Source organism: Gemmatimonas sp., from assembly GCF_036405635.1.
Lineage (GTDB): Bacteria > Gemmatimonadota > Gemmatimonadetes > Gemmatimonadales > Gemmatimonadaceae > Gemmatimonas.
Map to the genome: position 1 here is coordinate 24,006 of NZ_DASWXE010000184.1, position 17,737 is coordinate 41,742.

The 17,737-nt window shown below is 65.5% G+C and carries 13 protein-coding genes; 7 read left to right on the plus strand and 6 right to left on the minus strand.

The window, feature by feature from the left end; translation table 11 throughout:
• Window position 1: 1 nt before the first annotated feature.
• The 5 genes from VGE27_RS14630 to VGE27_RS14650 all read left to right on the plus strand — a co-directional run bounded on the left by VGE27_RS14630 (window position 2) and on the right by VGE27_RS14650 (window position 5,809).
• Entirely contained in the window at window positions 2-790 is a 789-nt protein-coding gene (locus VGE27_RS14630) for a Nif3-like dinuclear metal center hexameric protein (RefSeq protein WP_331050409.1), read from the plus strand.
• On the plus strand, window positions 787-2,361 hold the full coding sequence (locus tag VGE27_RS14635) for an ABC transporter ATP-binding protein (protein WP_331050410.1): 1,575 nt from the start codon (window positions 787-789) through the stop codon (window positions 2,359-2,361). Before VGE27_RS14630 ends, VGE27_RS14635 begins: the two co-directional genes overlap by 4 nt.
• On the plus strand, window positions 2,358-3,470 hold the full coding sequence (locus tag VGE27_RS14640; protein ID WP_331050411.1) for an ABC transporter permease: 1,113 nt from the start codon (window positions 2,358-2,360) through the stop codon (window positions 3,468-3,470). Before VGE27_RS14635 ends, VGE27_RS14640 begins: the two co-directional genes overlap by 4 nt.
• Window positions 3,467-4,384 carry an ABC transporter permease gene (locus tag VGE27_RS14645; protein ID WP_331050412.1) on the plus strand — a complete coding sequence of 306 codons (918 nt, stop codon included), beginning with the start codon at window positions 3,467-3,469 and terminating at the stop codon, window positions 4,382-4,384. Before VGE27_RS14640 ends, VGE27_RS14645 begins: the two co-directional genes overlap by 4 nt.
• Window positions 4,385-4,477: 93 nt before the next feature.
• Complete coding sequence (locus tag VGE27_RS14650; protein WP_331050413.1) at window positions 4,478-5,809, plus strand: dipeptidase; 1,332 nt, start codon at window positions 4,478-4,480, stop codon at window positions 5,807-5,809.
• 92 nt (window positions 5,810-5,901) lie between these two features.
• Here the strand turns inward: VGE27_RS14650 and VGE27_RS14655 are convergent, their stop codons facing one another.
• The 6 genes from VGE27_RS14655 to VGE27_RS14680 all read right to left on the minus strand — a co-directional run bounded on the left by VGE27_RS14655 (window position 5,902) and on the right by VGE27_RS14680 (window position 15,711).
• Window positions 5,902-7,257: a TldD/PmbA family protein gene (locus VGE27_RS14655; protein WP_331050414.1), complete on the minus strand. Its 1,356-nt coding sequence runs from the start codon at window positions 7,255-7,257 to the stop codon at window positions 5,902-5,904.
• The gene (locus VGE27_RS14660; RefSeq protein ID WP_331050415.1) at window positions 7,257-8,909 is read right to left on the minus strand and encodes a TldD/PmbA family protein; all 1,653 of its coding nucleotides are present in this window, start codon (window positions 8,907-8,909) and stop codon (window positions 7,257-7,259) included. The genes VGE27_RS14655 and VGE27_RS14660 overlap by 1 nt, the downstream gene beginning before the upstream one ends.
• Before the next feature lie 308 nt (window positions 8,910-9,217).
• Window positions 9,218-9,370, minus strand: coding sequence for a hypothetical protein (locus VGE27_RS14665; protein WP_331050416.1), 153 nt, complete (start codon window positions 9,368-9,370; stop codon window positions 9,218-9,220).
• A 170-nt stretch (window positions 9,371-9,540) separates the two neighbouring features.
• On the minus strand, window positions 9,541-12,201 hold the full coding sequence (locus VGE27_RS14670) for a glycoside hydrolase family 9 protein (protein WP_331050417.1): 2,661 nt from the start codon (window positions 12,199-12,201) through the stop codon (window positions 9,541-9,543).
• 133 nt (window positions 12,202-12,334) lie between these two features.
• On the minus strand, window positions 12,335-14,698 hold the full coding sequence (locus VGE27_RS14675; RefSeq protein ID WP_331050418.1) for a Tex family protein: 2,364 nt from the start codon (window positions 14,696-14,698) through the stop codon (window positions 12,335-12,337).
• 53 nt (window positions 14,699-14,751) lie between these two features.
• A complete protein-coding gene (locus VGE27_RS14680) occupies window positions 14,752-15,711 on the minus strand; it encodes a hypothetical protein (protein ID WP_331050419.1) in 960 nt (319 codons plus the stop codon).
• 153 nt (window positions 15,712-15,864) lie between these two features.
• Here VGE27_RS14680 and VGE27_RS14685 point away from each other — a divergent pair, with 153 nt between their 5' ends.
• Together VGE27_RS14685 and VGE27_RS14690 are read left to right on the plus strand one after the other, a co-directional pair.
• The gene (locus VGE27_RS14685) at window positions 15,865-17,241 is read left to right on the plus strand and encodes an MFS transporter (RefSeq protein ID WP_331050420.1); all 1,377 of its coding nucleotides are present in this window, start codon (window positions 15,865-15,867) and stop codon (window positions 17,239-17,241) included.
• Window positions 17,242-17,258: 17 nt separating this feature from the next.
• A partial coding sequence (locus tag VGE27_RS14690) for a 1-acyl-sn-glycerol-3-phosphate acyltransferase (RefSeq protein WP_331050421.1) occupies window positions 17,259-17,737 on the plus strand: 479 nt, incomplete at its 3' end.

Genomic DNA, 17,737 nt, shown 5'->3' on the forward strand with positions numbered 1-17,737 from the left:
CGTGAGCACTGAGCGTGGTGCATCGCTGCGCGACATCGTCGCGGCGCTCGATCGCGAACTGCGCATCAGTGAGGTGCCGGACTACGGCGGCGCGGTGAACGGACTGCAGGTGGCCAACCGTGGCACCGTGCACCGTGTTGCCGCCGCCGTCGACGCCTCGCGCGCCACCATCGAACAGGCGGTGGCAGCAGGCGCGGATCTGCTGCTGGTGCATCACGGCTTGTTCTGGAGCGGCGCACAGCCGCTCGTAGGCGTGAGCTACGCGAAGTATCGCGCGCTGTTCGATCACGACATCGCCGTGTATGCCTCGCACCTGCCGCTCGACCTGCACGCGACACTGGGCAACAACGCGCAGCTCGCGCAGGCGCTGGGCCTCACCCCCGATGGCGGCTTTGCACGCTACAAGACCATCGACATCGGTGTGACGGGATCCAGCAATGAACCGACGGCCGATCTCGTCGAGCGGGTGCGCACCTACGCCGCCGCGTATGGTGGTACCGTGCGCACGTCAGTGCCGGTAGCCGGACGCACCACCAAACGCTGGGCGATCTGCACCGGTGGCGGTGCGTCGTCGGAGACACTGCTCGAAGCACGTCTCAAGGGCATCGATACGCTGATCGTGGGGGAAGGTCCGCACCACACCACCGTCGAGGCCATCGAGCACGACCTGTGCGTGATCTATGCGGGGCACTACGCGACGGAGACACTGGGCGTGCAGGCCTTGGGCGCCTGGATCACGGACCGCTTCGATATCCCCTGGTCCTTCCTGAACCTGCCGACCGGATCGTGACCGCACCGACGGGCGAGACTGCGCTGCTTTCGCTCGAACGGCTCTCCCGTCGCTTCGGTGCGGTGCAGGCGCTCGACGAAGCATCGCTGCAGGTGCGCAGCGGCACGGTCCACGCCTTGCTCGGCGAGAACGGCGCCGGCAAGACCACGCTCATGCGCGTGGTGTTTGGCCTGCTGACGGCAGACCGCGGCACGATGCACTGGCGCGGCACGCCATTGCGGGTGCGTTCGCCGGCCCACGCGTTGTCGATGGGCATCGGCATGGTGCACCAGCATTTCACGTTGGTGCCGGCGATGACGGTCGCTGAGAACGTGGCGCTGGGCGGGCATGGGTTGTTCGACCGGGAAGCGGCCGCAGCGCGAGTACGCGATGTCGGTGCGCGCGCCGGGTTGTCACTCGATCCGGCCGCACGCGTGGATGCGCTGCCCGTGGGTGCGCAGCAGCGCTGCGAAATTGTGAAGGCGCTGGCGCGCGACGTCCAGCTGCTCATTCTCGATGAGCCCACCGCGGTACTGGCTCCATCGGAAGCGCGCGAATTGCTGGCCTGGGTACGGCAGTTCGCCGACGCGGGCAACGCGGTGGTGCTCATCACGCACAAGCTGCGCGACGCACTCGCCGTGGCCGATGACGTGACCGTGCTGCATCGCGGGCGCACGGTATTGTCGAAGCCCGCATCGAGCACCACCGAAACCGAGTTGGCAGAAGCGATGTTGGGTGGTGCCGGCGCGTCGACAAGTATTGTCACGCAGGTGATGGCGGCCGAGCAGGACGAGTTGGTGCCAGAGACCGAGTTGACGCCAGGGTTGGAGACGTCCGTGCAGTCTGTGGACGAGACCGTGCTGTCACTGCGTGAAGTGACGTGGCGGGATGGCCAGGGGCTGGTGCGCGTGCACCGCGCCAACATGACCGTGGGTCGCGGAGAAATTGTCGGCATTGCGGCCGTGGAGGGCGCGGGGCAGCACGAGTTGCTGCGCCTGCTCGCGGGACGGCTCACGCCGGAACAGGGCACCGTGGTGCGACCCGCCGACGTGGGCTTCGTACCCGAGGATCGTCATCGTGATGCGCTGTTGCTGGATGCGCCGTTGTTCGAGAACCTCGCTCTGCGCGGCGCGGGCCGACGTCGTGGCCGGATGGACTGGACGGCGTTTCGTACCGCCGCCGCCTCATTGATTGCGCAGTTCGATGTGCGCGCCACCGGCACCACTGTTGCGGCGCGCACGCTTTCGGGTGGCAATCAGCAGAAGTTTGTGCTGGGACGTGAATTGGCCGGCAAGCCGCCGGCGTTGGTCGTGGAGAACCCATCACGTGGTCTCGATTTCAAAGCCACGGCGGCGGTGCAGCAAGCACTGCGCACGGCGCGCGATGAAGGCACGGCGGTGGTGCTCTATAGCAGCGATCTCGATGAAGTGTTGTTGCTGGCCGATCGGGTGTATGCCGTGCACGCAGGACAGGTGATGGAAGTTGTGCCTGACCGCGATGCTGTGGGCCGTGCGATGCTGGGCACGCTGGCCGACGACGCGCCGGAGGCGCTGGGTGACGCCGACCGCACTCCCGCCGGATCGTCGGCATGAAGGGGGCCCGTACACAGGCCGCCGATGCGCTGGTGAGCAGTCCATCAACAGATCCGATTCGGCGTGTGCTGTCCGCCGTGGGTCAGGTGGGCGTGCTGCTGGCGGTGGGTCTGCTGCTGCTCACGGTGCTACTGGCCGCGACGGGGCATGCGGTGGGACCGGCGCTGGCGGCGCTGGTGCGCGGTGCCTTCGGGTCGTGGTATGCGATCACATCGGCGACGATCGTGCGCATGGTGCCGCTGGGTTTTGCCGGACTGGCCGTGGCCATCGCCTTCCGCGCCGGTGTGCTGAATGTCGGTGCAGAAGGTCAGCTGCTCATGGGCGCTGCCATCGCAACGGCACTGGCCCTGCCACTGCATGACACGTCGCCATGGCTGGCGATTCCCATCATGATTGCCGGTGGCGCGGTAGCCGGCAGTCTCTGGGCCATGATCGCTGGCGTGTTGCGCCTGCGGTTTGGGGTGCTGGAAGTGATCAGCACCATCATGCTGAACTTCGTGGCGCTCAACCTGGTTGGATGGCTGGTGCGTGGTCCTTTGCAGGAGCCGCAGCGCATCAACCCGCAGTCGTTGTCGCTGCCGCCATCGCTGCAGCTGCCCGTGCTGATGGAGGGCACGCGCCTGCACGCGGGCGTGCCGCTGCTGGTGGTGACGGCCGCCGCGCTGGGTTGGTGGCTGTTCAACACGGCCAGCGGTTTTCGCGTGCGTAGCGTGGGCGCCAATTCGCGGGCCGCGCACAGCGCCGGTGAAATCGCCGTGGGCTCCACGTTGCTGCTGACCTTCGCGCTGAGCGGTCTGCTGGCCGGCATGGGCGGCGCCGTGGAATATCTGGGTGTCACCTACGCGTTGTATGAAAACTTCTCGCCAGGCTATGGCTACACGGCCATCGCGGTGGCACTGCTGGCCCGGCTGCACCCGGTGGGCGTACTGGGCACCGCGCTGCTCTTCGGCGCGCTCGAAGCAGGCGCCAATGCCATGCAGCGTGATGCCGGCGTCCCCAATGTGGTGGTGACCGTGGTGGAGGCCGTGCTCATTCTGCTCGTGGTAGCGCTCGATCGCTGGCGTGCGCGCTCTGCGGCGGCCACGGGCAGCGCAGGGAGCAGCACATGAGCGCGCTCGACGTGGGCAGTGCCTTTCTCGAGTCGACAGTGCGCACGGCCACGCCGCTCGCCCTCGCCGCACTTGGCGAGTGCGTGAGCGAACGGGCCGGTGTCATCAATATCGGCCTCGAGGGCGCCATCATTGCCGGAGCGCTGGGTGGCACGGTGGCGGCCGGTATACTCGGCGTGGGTGGCGGGTTCGTGGTGGGCGCACTGGCTGGCATGGCCATCGCGGCCCTGTTCGCCTGGTTCACCGTGGGCATGCGCGCCGATCAGATCATCACTGGCACGGCGGTCACGCTGTTTGCGCTGGGACTCACCGGCACGCTGTATCGCTCGGTGTTCGGCGATGCCGGCGTGGCGCTCACCACGCCCACGGCCGGGGATATCGCGATTCCCGGTCTCTCGCACATCCCGCTGATTGGCCAGGCGTTTTTTGCCCAGCCCGTCATGACCTACGTGGCCATGCTGATGGCGCTGCTGCTGGGATGGTGGATGCGCCACACACACGCCGGACTGGCTCTGCGCGCCGTCGGGGAATATCCCGAGGCAGCCGTGGCGGCCGGCATCGCGCCGCGTCGTGTGCAGGCGCTCGCCGTGCTGTTTGCCGGGGCGATGGCTGGTCTCGCCGGTGCCACCCTCGTGCTCGCCCAGGCCGGCACATTCGTAGAAGGCATGTCGGCGGGACGAGGCTTCATCGCGATCGCCATTGTCGTACTGGGGCGCTGGCAGCCGCTGGGTGTTGCGGCGGCCGCGCTGCTCTTCGGCGCCGCCAATTCACTGCAGACCCTGTTTCAGGCGATGGGGTGGGTGGGCGTTCCCTATCAGCTATTCCTCGCGCTGCCGTACGTGCTCACGCTGCTGGTACTGGCCGGCGCGAGCGGACGCGCCGCCGCACCGGCCGCGCTCGGCAGGCGTGACTGAAAACACACCCGCGTGGTGCGGATCGCGACGTCAGCGGCGCACGACGATCAGCCGTATCGTTCTCGAAGGCGTGACCACTCACCAACATCGAACATGACGACATCCCGTACGGCATTCCGTGCGTTCCGGCCGGCCCTCGCGCTGGCGCCGCTCTCCCTGCTCTCGGCCGCCGTGCTGAGCGCACAGTCGGGCAAGCCCGTCACCGACGAAGCCACCGTGCAGGCGACAGCCAAGGCCATCCAGGCCAAGGTGCTGTCCCTCGACACGCACGTCGACATCTCGCCGGCCAATTTCACCGAGTCGGGTCCCAACTACGCGACCAAGCTGCCGCGTACGCAGGTGGACCTGACGAAGATGGAAGAGGGCGGGCTCGCCGGCGCGTTCCTGGTGGTGTACGTGGGCCAGGCGGCGACGCTCGACGAGGCCAGCTTCGCGAAGGCGAACGCGCAGGCCATCGAGAAGTTCGAGGCCATTCATCGCCTCACCGAAAAGATCGCCCCGACGCGCGCGGAAATCGCGTACACGGCGGCCGATGCCCGTCGCATTCATGCGAGTGGTAAGCGCGTGATCTTCATCGGCGTGGAGAACGCGTTCCCCATTGGCAGCGACATCACCAACGTCAAGAAGTTCTACGACCTCGGTGGCCGTTACATGTCGCTGGCCCACAACGGTCACAGCCAGCTCTCCGATTCCAACACCGGCGAGCGTGATGGCGTGTGGCTGCACAATGGCCTCTCGCCGCTGGGCAAGCAGGTCATCGTCGAAATGAACCGCGTGGGCATGATGGTCGACGTGTCGCACCCGTCGAAGGCGTCCATGATGCAGACGGTCGCGCTGAGCAAGGCACCGATCATCGGTTCGCACTCGGGCGTGCGCGCGATCTGCAACCACAGCCGCAACATGGACGACGAGCAGATCGACGCCATGAAGAAGAACGGTGGCGTGATTCAGCTCGTGGCGTTCAACAGCTACGTGAAGTGCGACCCCAAGCGCGACGTGCCGCGTGAGCAGGCGCGTGCGGCGGCCACCGAGCAGCTGCGCAAGGAATTCGGCATCACGGCCACGAGCCGCCAGGAACAGCAGGCGCAGATCCAGGCGCTGCCGAACGACAAGCGCAATGACTATCTCGCCAAGCAGGAAGACATCACCGCGCGCCGCTACCCGAGCGATCCGCCGGCCACGGTGAAGGACTTCGTCGACCACATCGACTACGTGGTGAAGCGCATTGGTATCAATCATGTCGGCATCAGCTCCGACTTCGACGGCGGTGGCGGCGTGGACGGCTGGCGCAACGCGAGCGAGACGGTGAACGTGACGGCCGAACTCGTGCGTCGTGGCTATACGCAGGCCGAGATCGACAAGATCTGGGGCGGCAACCTGCTGCGCGTGCTGGAGCAGGTCGAGAAGGTGGCGGGGAAGAAGTAAGACGTCTCGCGCTGCATAGCTTCTCTTGAACAACACAAAGGGGTGAGGCCATCGCGGCCTCACCCCTTTGTCTTTCTCCACCCGCCGATCCGCTACACCGCTTCGGACAGTGACGTGAAGTTGAAGTCACGCGCGCGAATGGACGGCATCACCACATCGCCGCCCTGTTCAGTGCCGGCGAGGCGTTCGGCGCGTCCAAGCTCTTCGAGGTTGTTGAGCAGGAACAGCGGCGATTCGTTGAAGCGGAAGTTGCGGAGTGCCTTGGTGATCTTGCCATTCTCCACGAGGAACGTGCCATCGCGCGTGAGACCCGTGTAGAGAATCGTGCGTGGATCCACTTCACGCAGATACCACAGGCGCGTGACGAGCACCCCGCGCGTGGTTTCCTTGATCAGGTCGTCCACCGACTTGGTGCCACCGGCCATCTTGAACGTGCTCGGCCCACCCGTGGCCGTCTTGCCTTGCTTCTTCGCCCAGAAGCGTGAGTAGATGAGTTGCTTGAGCACGCCCTTCTCGATCCAGGTCTGCCGACCCAGAGGCATGCCTTCGAAGTCCCACGGGCGGCCGAGCATTTGGGGATCGGCCGGATCGGAGAAGATGGTGACCCGATCGTCGAGGATCTTCTCACCGACTTTGTTGCCACCGCCCTGCTTCACGAACGGGCTGCGTCCTTCGTCGGCGCTGCGCGCGTCGGCATAGTTGCCGATGAGTTGCACGAGATCGCCCACGGCTTGCGGCTCGAGAATCACCGTGTAGCGGCCAGGTTCAATCGCTACGGGATTGCGGGAGAGGCGCGCTTTCTCCACGGCGGTGTTAGCCACGCGCACCGCATCGAGCTGCGACCAGTCGGCGTGATCGGCGGCGGCCCAGCCGGAGCCGGTACCATCGGCCGTGCGTACCGTGAGTGTGTAATTCGCGTTGGTGCCACGATGGTAGGCGAACATGCCCGTGCTGTTACCAATGGCCAGCGCCCCGGCGGTGGTGACCAGATAGCCGGCCGCCTTGAGGTCACCCGCCTTGCGCGCGAGTTCGAGTGCCGTGAGGGCGGCCTTGGCGCGATCTTCGGCGCTGAGATTGGCCGTGCTCTCGAACCACGCGTTCACCGGTGTGTACTGCTGCGCGCCCAACTGCGGCATCGACTCCGGATCGTCCGGTGCAAGCTTTGCGAGACGCTCGCTTTCACGCACCGCACGTTCGATGGCCGCGTCGGAGAGATCGTTGGTGGTGACGACGGCGTGCTTGGGCCCGAATGCGCTCTGAATGCCCAGCTGCGCATCGGTGGTGGAACCCGCGGTGCTGACCTGATTGTCCGCGAAGCGGATGTTGCCGCGTGTGTAGGTGTTCACCTGCACGTCGATCGCTTCGGCCTTGGAGAGCTTCAGCGCCTTCTCGACGATGGCCTGCGCCTGTTCCCGCGTGAGGATGGCGCTGTTGTCGGCATTCGGCATCAGCCCTTCCTCCCCGTGTTGATGACATTGACGTTGCGGAAGCGTGCGGGTGGCGAGCCATGACTCACCGCATTCACCTGCGACGGTTGTCCCTTGCCGTCGAAGAATGAGCCGCCGAGCTGATAGCTGCGCTTGCCGCCGATCATGTCCATGCTGTTCCAGAAGTCCGGCGTACGGATCTGATAGGCCACGTCCTTCAGCACGCCGACCACCTTGCCGCCCTTGATCTCGTGATAGAGCTGGCCGCCAAACTGCGCGTTGTAGCGCTGCTGGTCGATGGAGAACGAGCCGTCGCCCTGAATGAGAATGCCACGGTCGGTGGCCGCGATGAGGTCGTCCATCATGAGATCCTTCTCACCCGGCATGAGCGACACGTTGGGCATGCGCTGGAACTGCACGTTGTCCCACCCCTGCGCATACGCACAGCCGTGTGAGCGCACCGGCCGATTGTTCTTCTCGTACCACCAGCGCAGCCAGGGGGCCTGTTCGCGCGTGGTTTGATAGTCGTTGAACATGCCGTTCTTCACGATCAGGAACTCGTCGGGCTTCACGCCATCGTCGTCCCAGCCGATGGTGGAGAGACCGCCTTCCTGCGAGCGATCGCCCTGCACGTTCATGAGCGACGGACCGTACTTGAGCGTGCCCAGCATCTTGTCGGGCGGCGCGATGAAGCTGGTGCCGGCGAAGTTCGCTTCGTAACCCATCGCGCGATCGAGCTCGGTGGGGTGTCCGATACTTTCGTGAATGGTGAGCCAGAGATTCATCGGGTCGAGCACCAGGTCGTAGCGACCCACTTCCACCGGCTTGCCGGTGAGCTTGGCCGCCGCTTCCTCGCCCCACTTCTGCGCGTTGCCAATGAGATCGTTCTGCAACACGTACTCCCAGCCACGCGCCATGGGCGCGACCATGTTGCTGCGGTTCTGGAAGTCCGTGAAGTCGGCACTCACCGCAGTGATCTGCATGGTGGGCCAGGTGCGCACCGTGTCCTGCTTGGTGACCGTGCCGTCGGTATTGGCGTAGTTGCGCTCGTCCTTCACGAAGAAGAAGCCCGAGAAGATGTACTTCACGTTCTTCGCCTTGAGCGCATTTGCATTGGCCTTGAGCAACAACTCGGCCTTCTGCTCTACGGGAATGTCGAACGGATCCTGCGTGTAGGCGCCCTTCCATACGCCATTCGCGACCACGGGCGCCGGCAGCCATTCGATGGGCTTGGCGCGGGCAATGCGCGAAGCCTTGGCGATGGCCACGGCCTCACGCGCGGCCAATGCGGCACCGTCGGTGGTGAGCAGGCGCGTGGCGGCGAAGCCCCATGTGCCGTCCACCAGCGCGCGGACCCCGATGCCCACGGTATCGGTATCGACCACCTGCTGGATCTGCTGTTCGCGCGTGAACACGAAGTTCTGCCGCTGACGACTGCAGCGCACATCGGCGTAGGTGGCGCCCGCCATCTTCGCGGCGTTGAGGGCGGCGTTCATGAGTTCACGGACATTGGCGATGTCGGTGAACGTCTCGAGCGCGCGCGGGTCGGGCGCGGGTGCGGCCGCGAGCATGCGCGGGATGCCAGCCAGAGCACTGCCGGCCAGCAAGGAGGCACCCATGGACGCGCCGAGGGCGGTTCCGCCCTGCTTGAGGAAATCGCGTCGGGAAGTCATTGGGGAGGGGTGACGGGAACACATGGCGCCGCCAAGGGAGGAAACGGCGGTGCAGACGGCGAGGGCCTTACTGTAGGTTCGGAGACCCGGTTTCGATAGACCGGAGGGGCGAGGCGGTGCCTCAGCGGTTCGTCCCGTCCGTCGATGGGCTCCGTGGCGGGTCCTGAATCCCTCGCCGGCACTGGGCGTAGAGAGGGTATGGACCGCGATCGATGGAAGACTCTGCTCTCGCGCGCATTTGGCGCGTTGTCCGTCATCGCAGCAGCCGGCACAGCGTCGCTCGTGGTGCTCGATTGGCCGCGCGGCGATCACCAGCTGCTGATCTGGGCCACCGCGGCGCACGCCGTCACGACCGCGTTCTGCGCAGCGGCTTTCAAACGCGGCACCCGTTCGGCGGTGGGACGTGCACTGACGGGGTTGCTGGCCTCAGGCTCCGGGCTCGTGGGCGCGATGGCGCTCACCTTTCATCCGGGCAATCGATACTGGCTGATCAGTGCAGGGGCGTTTGCCTTCTGGGTGGTGGCCGCGCGATGGCTCACGTTGCAATTCGACAACCCGGCACCGGACGCAACCGAACCGGGAGTCGCATTGAATGCAGCGAATGCAGCGAATGCAGCGAATGAAACAAACCTCAGTGCCCGTATTGATCCGCCCGCCGAACTCCCCCCTCCTCAACCGCAACAGCCACCCATGGTAAGTCCGGCCGTTCACGACGCGCCGTCCAGGTGAGCGTGATCGGCTCGTTCGCCCGCAACGTGATGGACTGCGTGGCCTGATTGGGCGCGCGCAGCTTGAGATTGTCGGTGCGGAGCGCGATGCGACGCACACCAGCGCCAGTCAGCGTCAGCCGCAACGTGACATCACCGTTGGGCGCGGTGCTGCTCGTGAGTGCAAACGTATTGGCGGCCGCCGACAGCGTGTAGCGCGGCAGCAGATCCTCCATCAACCACAGCCAGCGGTTGTTGGAGTGCACCCACACTTCCTTGTACACATACATGTTCTGCGACGGGTAGTACGGCAGGTCGCTGGTGCCACGGCTCTGCATGCCCACCGGCAACGTGCCCACCATGTCACCCGACGACACGCTGTACTGCTGCGCCCAGTCGTAGCCTTCACCATACATGGTGCTCTGGCTGAACGGATTGCGCCCCACCACCCACTCGGCCTGCCGCGTGGCGAGTTCGAGCCCCTCGCGATCACCGCGCATGCGTGACGCTGCCGACAGGCCCTTCGCCTGCGACAGCAGCACGCCGTAGTTGCCGCGACGCTGAAACCACACGGGGAATGTGCGCAGATACCAGCCGTCACCCATCGACGTGCCGGCCCGCACCTGTTCGGCGTATTCCTTGCGCGACTCGAGATAGCGACCGCCCGAATCGGGCACCTGCACGCTGTCGGCCAAACGATACACGTACGCGGGCAACACCTCGTACGGCGCCGTCACGCGCGACGACTGCTTCTGGTATTCGGCGTAGCGCACCACGGTCGCATACCACGACATCCAATCCGTGTGATCGGGCAGCGCGTCGATGAGTTGCGTGAGGGCCACCACCGGCGCCTGGTCGGCAGCGCGGTGGAACTGGTGAAAGATCGTGTCGCGATCGGGGCCGGTGTAGAAGAACCCGGCCAGCGGCATCGTGCTGCCCACGCGTGCCACCTGCTGCGACGCCATCACGGTGCGCGCGAGCTCCACGGCCTTGTCGCGATACTGGGCCTCGCGGGTGGCACGCCACAGCTCGATCGACGCCGTGATACCAATGCCGGCCAGCTCCATGCGCGACGCCGAAAACGCCGGCGTATGCCAGGTGGACGGACCTTCAATGCCCACGATCGCGTGCTTCCAGTCATCCCGCGCAATGCGCAGTGCTTCCGCGGCGCGCACCGGATCACGCGTGCGGAGCACCCGCGCCGCAATCGCACCGGCGGCGGCCGCGATGTAGTTGGCATTGGGGTTGTTCTTCGCTTCCACGAAACGATCATCACCGTCACCGGCAATGTTGTTCGACCAGAAGTTGTGCGCGCCAAAGCCCACGCGATATCCGCCGTCGAAGCGCACACGCAGCACCCAGTCGAGTCCCCACGACGCTTCTTCGATCAATCGATCCACCAGCGCGGGATGCTGCCCCTGGGCTGCCAATCGTTCGGCCAGGGCGAACATCGCATACGAGCCTTCGCCGGTGTTGATCACGCCCTGCGACAAGTCGCCCGCGTCGTGCCAGCCCCCACTCATGGTGAGGCGCTTGTCACCCAGCGTGGCAAACCAGTCGAGATGATCGATGCCATGCACACCCGGCACGTCGAACCCGCAGCGGTTGCCGTAGTAGAAGTTGAGCGACTTGGTGATGGACGGCAGCCACGCGGTATCGCTCACCACGAACGGCTTGCTGATCTGTGCCCCGGCGCGCAGCACATAACGCCCTTCAGCGGTGAGTTCGGAGAAGTCGAGCTGCTGATGTGTGCCGGTGGGTGTGGTGATCTGCTGCATCGGCTTGCGCAGCACGGTCTCGCCAAACGCGATGTCGCCCACGCGCACCACATCGAAGTGCGTGCCGGTGAGCCCGTTCGCGATGGCCGACTTGCGGCTGTCCAGCTGATAGCCGCTGTGGCTGAACGCAAACTTGCCCGACCCGACGCTCCAACCGGTGTGCACATCGGCGTCCACCTTCTGCAGTTCGATACGACCGATCTCGAAGCCCACCCGATCGTCGGGATTGGCGATCATGCGATTCACGAAGTAGCCGATCTCGAGCAACGTGACCCGATCACGCGCCAGTGGCTCAATCTCCCACATCACCGGCTGCCACCCCTGACGGGCCAGCGTGACGAAGTGCGTGCCTTCACGATTGTAGCGATCGGGCACCTTCACCGATCCCGCACTGTGCATCGCGATCTGCAGCGGCAGCACCGGCACGCCCACAAAGTCCGGCTTGATCCAGATGACGATCCGGTTGTAGCCGCTCCAGTCTTCATTGGCCACCGCGCGCCGCAGGTTCACCGCGGGCAGACGCATGCGCTCGGGCAGATTGGGCGGCCGATGCAACTGCATGTCCACGCGCAGCGCCCGCATATCGCCGAGGCGTGGCGCATCGGGAAAGGACATGGTACCGGCGCCGGAGAACTTCCAGTTGGCGGGCTGCGTCATGTCATCGAGCACACGACTCGCATGCACCGGCTTGGCCAGCCAGCCGTATTCGGCGGAGTTGGTGAAGTCGATGGGCAGCATCGTGCGCGGCGGGGCCGCGGACTGCGCATCGAGCACTCCGGCCAGAAAAACCTGCCCAACCGCGCTCATCGCGGCGAGCCCAATGAAAAATCTCCGCAGCATGTCCATAGGAGCGAAAACATGGACGGCTGCGGAGATTTTTGCGAGACGACCGCGACAGACAGCGCCGATCAGATGCACCGACCGGCGATGTCTGACACCCTTACTTGAAGCGAATCCCGTTCGGCGCGACAGACCCCTTGGTGGGCACGAACGGCTTGGCGGCCGGAGCCGCCGGACGTGACGGACCACGGTTGCCGGGGCGTCCACCATCCCGCGTGTTGCGGTTGTTGTCCTGCACATCGCGGCGCGTGCCACCTTCGCCCGCGCTCCCTGCGCGCGCGCCGCTGGTGCCGCCATCACTGCGCATGCTGAGCGCGATGCGATTGCGCGGCAGGTCGACGTTCTGCACGGTGACCTTCACCTTCTGCCCCACCTTCACCGCGTCGTTGGGGTCCTTGATGTAGCGATCGGACAGCTGGCTCACGTGCACCAGTCCATCCTGGTGCACGCCGATGTCCACAAAGGCGCCAAACGCCACGATGTTGGTCACCACGCCTTCCAGCACCATGCCCGGCAACAGATCACTGGGCTTCTGGATGTCGTCGCGGAAGGCAGGCGGCTCGAATGCGGCACGCGGGTCACGACCGGGCTTCTTGAGCTCGGCCGCGATATCTCGCAGCGTCGGCATGCCCACATCGTCACTCACATACTTGGTCAGCTCGATGCGATCGACCAGCGTGTCCGACCCGATGAACTCGGTCACGTTCACGCTCAGATCCTTGGCCATGCGCTCCACCAGCGCGTAGCGCTCGGGGTGCACTGCACTGCTGTCCAGCGGATGCGCACCACCGCGCACGCGCAGGAAGCCGGCTGACTGCTCGAACGCCTTGGCGCCCAGTCGCGGCACATCCTTGAGATCGGCGCGCGCCTTGAAGCCACCCTTGCTGTCACGCAGCGTCACGATGGCCTGGGCCAGTGACGGACCGATGCCGGCCACATAACCCAGCAGCGCGGCGGATGCGGTGTTCACTTCCACACCCACGCGGTTTACGGCGCTTTCCACCGTGTCGTCGAGTCGCTGCTTAAGACGCGACTGGTTCACGTCGTGCTGGTACTGCCCCACGCCGATGCTCTTGGGGTCGATCTTCACCAGTTCGGCCAGCGGATCCTGCAGTCGGCGCGCGATGCTCACCGCGCCACGCAGCGACACGTCGAGCTCCGGAAACTCAGCGCGGGCCAGATCACTCGCCGAGTAGACCGACGCGCCGGCTTCGTTCACCACCACCACCTGCGGACGCGGCGCGTCCATTTCGCGCAGCGCGGCCTTGGTGAGCGTTTCGGTCTCGCGGCTGGCCGTGCCATTGCCAATGGCGATGAGCTCAGGCTTGAAGCGCTCCACCATCGCGCGTACCGCACCGGCAAACCGGTCTTCCTGGTGCAGGTACAGCGTGTCGGTGTGCACCAGTGCGCCCGTGGCACTCACCACCGCCACCTTCACGCCCGTGCGGAAACCCGGGTCGAGACCAATGACGCGCTTTTCACCAGCCGGCGACGCCAGCAGCAGCTGCTCCAGGTTGCGGCCGAAGATGGTGATGGCTTCATCGTCGGCGCGTGTCTTGAGCTCCACACGCAGTTCCACTTCGATGGCCGGCGCGAGCAGGCGCTTGTACGCATCGGCGGCGACCAGCGTGAGCTGCTGCGTGGCCTTGCGGCTGCCGATTACGTCCCCGGCCAGGCGCGCATTGATGTCTTCCACCGGCGCTTCGACACGCCACAGCAACTCGCCTTCGGTCTCGCCGCGGCGAATGGCCAGCATGCGATGGCTGGGAATGGTGCCCAGCGACTCCGAGAACTCGAAGTAATCCTTGAACTTCGATTCGTCGCTCTTCTTGTCGGTGAGCACGCTGCTCTTCACCACACCCTTCGCGCGTGTGACTTCACGCACCCAGCCGCGCACCACGGCGTCTTCCGCCACCTGCTCGGAGATGATATCGCGCGCGCCCTGCAGCGCCGCATCGGCGGTGGGCACTTCCGACGGCTTGCCGTCCACTTCCGGCAGCACGAACTCCGCTGCCTTCGTCGCCATATCGGCATCGGTGAGTGCACCGTCCCACAGCGCCTCGGCCAACGGACCGAGACCACGCTCACGCGCAATCATGGCACGCGTGCGGCGCTTGGGCTTGTACGGCAGGTAGAGATCCTCGAGCGCCTGCTTGGTGTCGGCCGCGAGAATGGACTTCTTCAGTGTGTCATCGAGCTTTCCCTGCTCCTCGACGCTCTTGAGGATGGCCGCGCGGCGATCCTCGAGCTCCGTGAGATACTCGGCGCGCTCACGCACATCGCGGAGCTGCACTTCATCGAGACCGCCGGTGACTTCCTTGCGGTATCGGGCAATGAAGGGAAGAGTCGCGCCCTCGGCAAAGAGCGTGAGGGTGCGCTGAACCTGTTGCGGGTTCAGCGAGAGTTCAGTGGCGACGCGCGCGACAAGCATGGCGTCGGTGGTCGATGCGGCGGGGGCTGTCATGGCGTCAAACTAGGGCCGCATGCGCGCGAAAAGGAGGACTTGAAAAACGGCCCTCAGTCGCAGCCAGCCACCGCACTTTCCCACAACACGCGCCACGTCCCGGCCTTGCGCGTGAGCACGGCTGCGCCGAGCGCCACACCATCGTCCCGACCGAACAGCAGATGCAAGTCCGACGAGCGCGCCGTGCGGAATGCGAGCAGCGGCTCCGCCACCACGAGCTCTTCTTCGTGACCAGCCGCACGTTCATGCCAGGCCACGTTCCATGTGGCGGCATCGGACGAGCCGGTATTCACGACGATGACCAGGCGTTCTTCTTTCGGCGCGTCTTCCTGGTTCACACGGCGCACCAACGTGGCCACCACAAATCCGCTGTCGGCGCTGGATGTGCGCCACGCGCGCAGTACCACATACGGCAGTGTGCGGAATGTTCGGCTGGTGTCGTCGGGCAGCCCCGAGGCGAGGCGCGTGAGGTCGGCCGCGAGACGCGCGGAATCCCGCACCGCGAGCCCCTCGATGGAGTCGAGCGGTACCGGCGTGACCCGGCCCGCCATGAACGCCGCTGTCCACGGGGTGGCCACCGATCCGCCATCGATGGCGAGGCGCGCCACCGGCCAGGCCGTGCAACCCGGCTCGGTCTTGGGCGCCGCTTCGACCGACAGCAGGGCGGTCCCAATCTTTCCACCGCGGGCAAAAAGTTCGATCCGGCGATCGTCCATGACCGCCCCGATGCCGGCCGTATCGGCGACCGTGAGCTCGGTGGCTTCCGGGCGCAGCAACGAACCGGCCACCATGCCCCCGTCGACCGTGGGCAGCACCAGCAGTCCGCCGGCCGATGGGTCCCAGCCGCTGTTGGCGATGGCCACATCGCGGTCGGTGCCGGTGGTGGTGCCGGTCGACGTGGCAGTCGAGTCGTCGGGGGACGCCGAGCGTGAACGGTCGCACGCCACGAACGCAGCCGAAAACAGTGTGAGGAGCAACGCGGCGGGACGCGCTGCACGCCATGTGCGCATCATGGACTGGTACCGAACTGGTGGAGTGATCGCGGCCACCGCACTGGACAGCCGCGATGCCGATCCTGACGTTTCCGGATCGTCGTCTCAATCTGCCGCAACGGGCGCGAAATGGCAGCAGTGAACGTGCCGAACGCCCCAACTCCGGATCGTGTCATGGCTGCAGCTGCTTCCCCTGCCCCTTCATCGTCCCGTGGCGTGCTCAACGCACTGGGGCTCCATCGACCGGAGCTGCGGGCGTGGGCGATGTACGATTGGGCAGTATCGGCCATGCAGACGGTGATCATGACGGCCGTCTTCCCGATCTACTTCATTTCGGTAGCTGGCGATGGCCGCCCGCCGGAAGCCGCCACGCAGGCACTGGCCAACGCCAACACCATCGCCGCCGTGTTCATTGCGGTGCTTGGCCCCATCCTCGGCGCAATTGCCGACTACAAGGCCGCCAAGAAGCGATTCCTGACCGTCTTCATGCTGATCGGCGTGTTCAGCACGCTCGGCATGTTCTTCATCATGCAGGGCGACCTGTTGCTCGCCTCGACGCTGTTTGTGCTGTCGATGGCCGGTGCGACGGGCAGCATGACGTTCTACGAATCGCTGTTGCCGCACATTGCCGATGAACGGGAAATCGATCGCGTGTCGACGGCGGCGTACGCGATGGGTTATGTGGGTGGCGGCGTGTTGCTGGCGCTCAATCTGGCGTGGATCACCAACCCGGGACTGATCGGGCTGCCGAGTGGCGAAGGGCTGACGCCGTCCCAGGCCACGCTGCCTGTGCGTCTGGCGTTTGTGTCGGTGGGTATCTGGTGGCTGCTGTTCAGCCTGCCCGTCCTGCGCCGCGTGCCCGAACCCCAGCGCGCGCTTGAGGCGGACGAAGGGACATCGGCCAATCCGTTCGCGGTGGCGTTCACACGACTCGGAGAAACGTTGCGGGAACTGCGGCACTATCGGCAGGCGTTCCTGGCGATGCTGGCCTTCACCATCTACAACGATGGTATTCAGACCATCATCAAGATGGCCACCGCGTATGGCACCGAAATCGGCATTGAGCGGTCGGATCTGATCACCGCCATTCTCATTGTGCAATTCGTGGGCATCCCGTTTGCGTTTGCTTTCGGGTCGCTGGCGGGCAAGCTGGGCGCCAAGCTGTCCATTCTGCTGGGGCTCGCGGTGTACACGGGCATTTGTGTGTTCGCCTACGGCATCAGCACCGCGCGTGAGTTCTACATCCTGGCCATTCTCGTAGGCATGGTGCAAGGCGGCACACAGGCGCTCAGCCGCTCGCTGTTCGCCAGCATGGTGCCCAAGCACAAGAGCGGCGAGTTCTTCGGCTTCTACTCCGTCTTCGAGAAGTTCGGCGGCATTCTGGGCCCGCTCATGTTCAGCATCGCCATCGGACAGACGGGCAGCAGCCGCAGTGCCATCCTGTGGGTGATCGGCTTCTTCGTGGTGGGCGGTGCGCTGCTGATGCTGGTCAACACCAAGGAAGGCGAAGCGATGGCGCGCGAAGCCAACGCGCGCACGCACACGGCATAGGCACAGCGTTCAGACCCGTGACCGTGCCGCACGAGCCGCCCTCGCCGCTCTACACGTTGCTCAAGCCCATCGCCGGCGTGGCCCTGCGCTGGTACTACCGCAGCATCACGGTGATGGGCATCGAGCGTGTACCGCGCGAAGGCCCGTTGTTTCTCGCGGTGAACCATCCCAACGCCTTGGTCGACGCGCTGGTGGTGGGATGGAGCATGCCACGCCGCGTGCGCTTCACGGCCAAAGCCACGATTTTTGCCAACGCGATGGCGGCGCGATTCTTCACCGCGGTGGGCGTGGTGCCGCTGCGTCGCGCGTCAGACGAACACAAGGCGCTGGGCAGCGACGCACCCATCGATCCGACACGCAACGTCGCCGCGTTCGACGCAGTGGCAGAGGCTCTCGCGGAGCAGGCGGCCGTCGTCGTCTTTCCTGAAGGCAAAAGCCACGACGATCCGCACCTCGCACCATTGCGCACCGGGCTCGCGCGCATGGCGCTGCATGC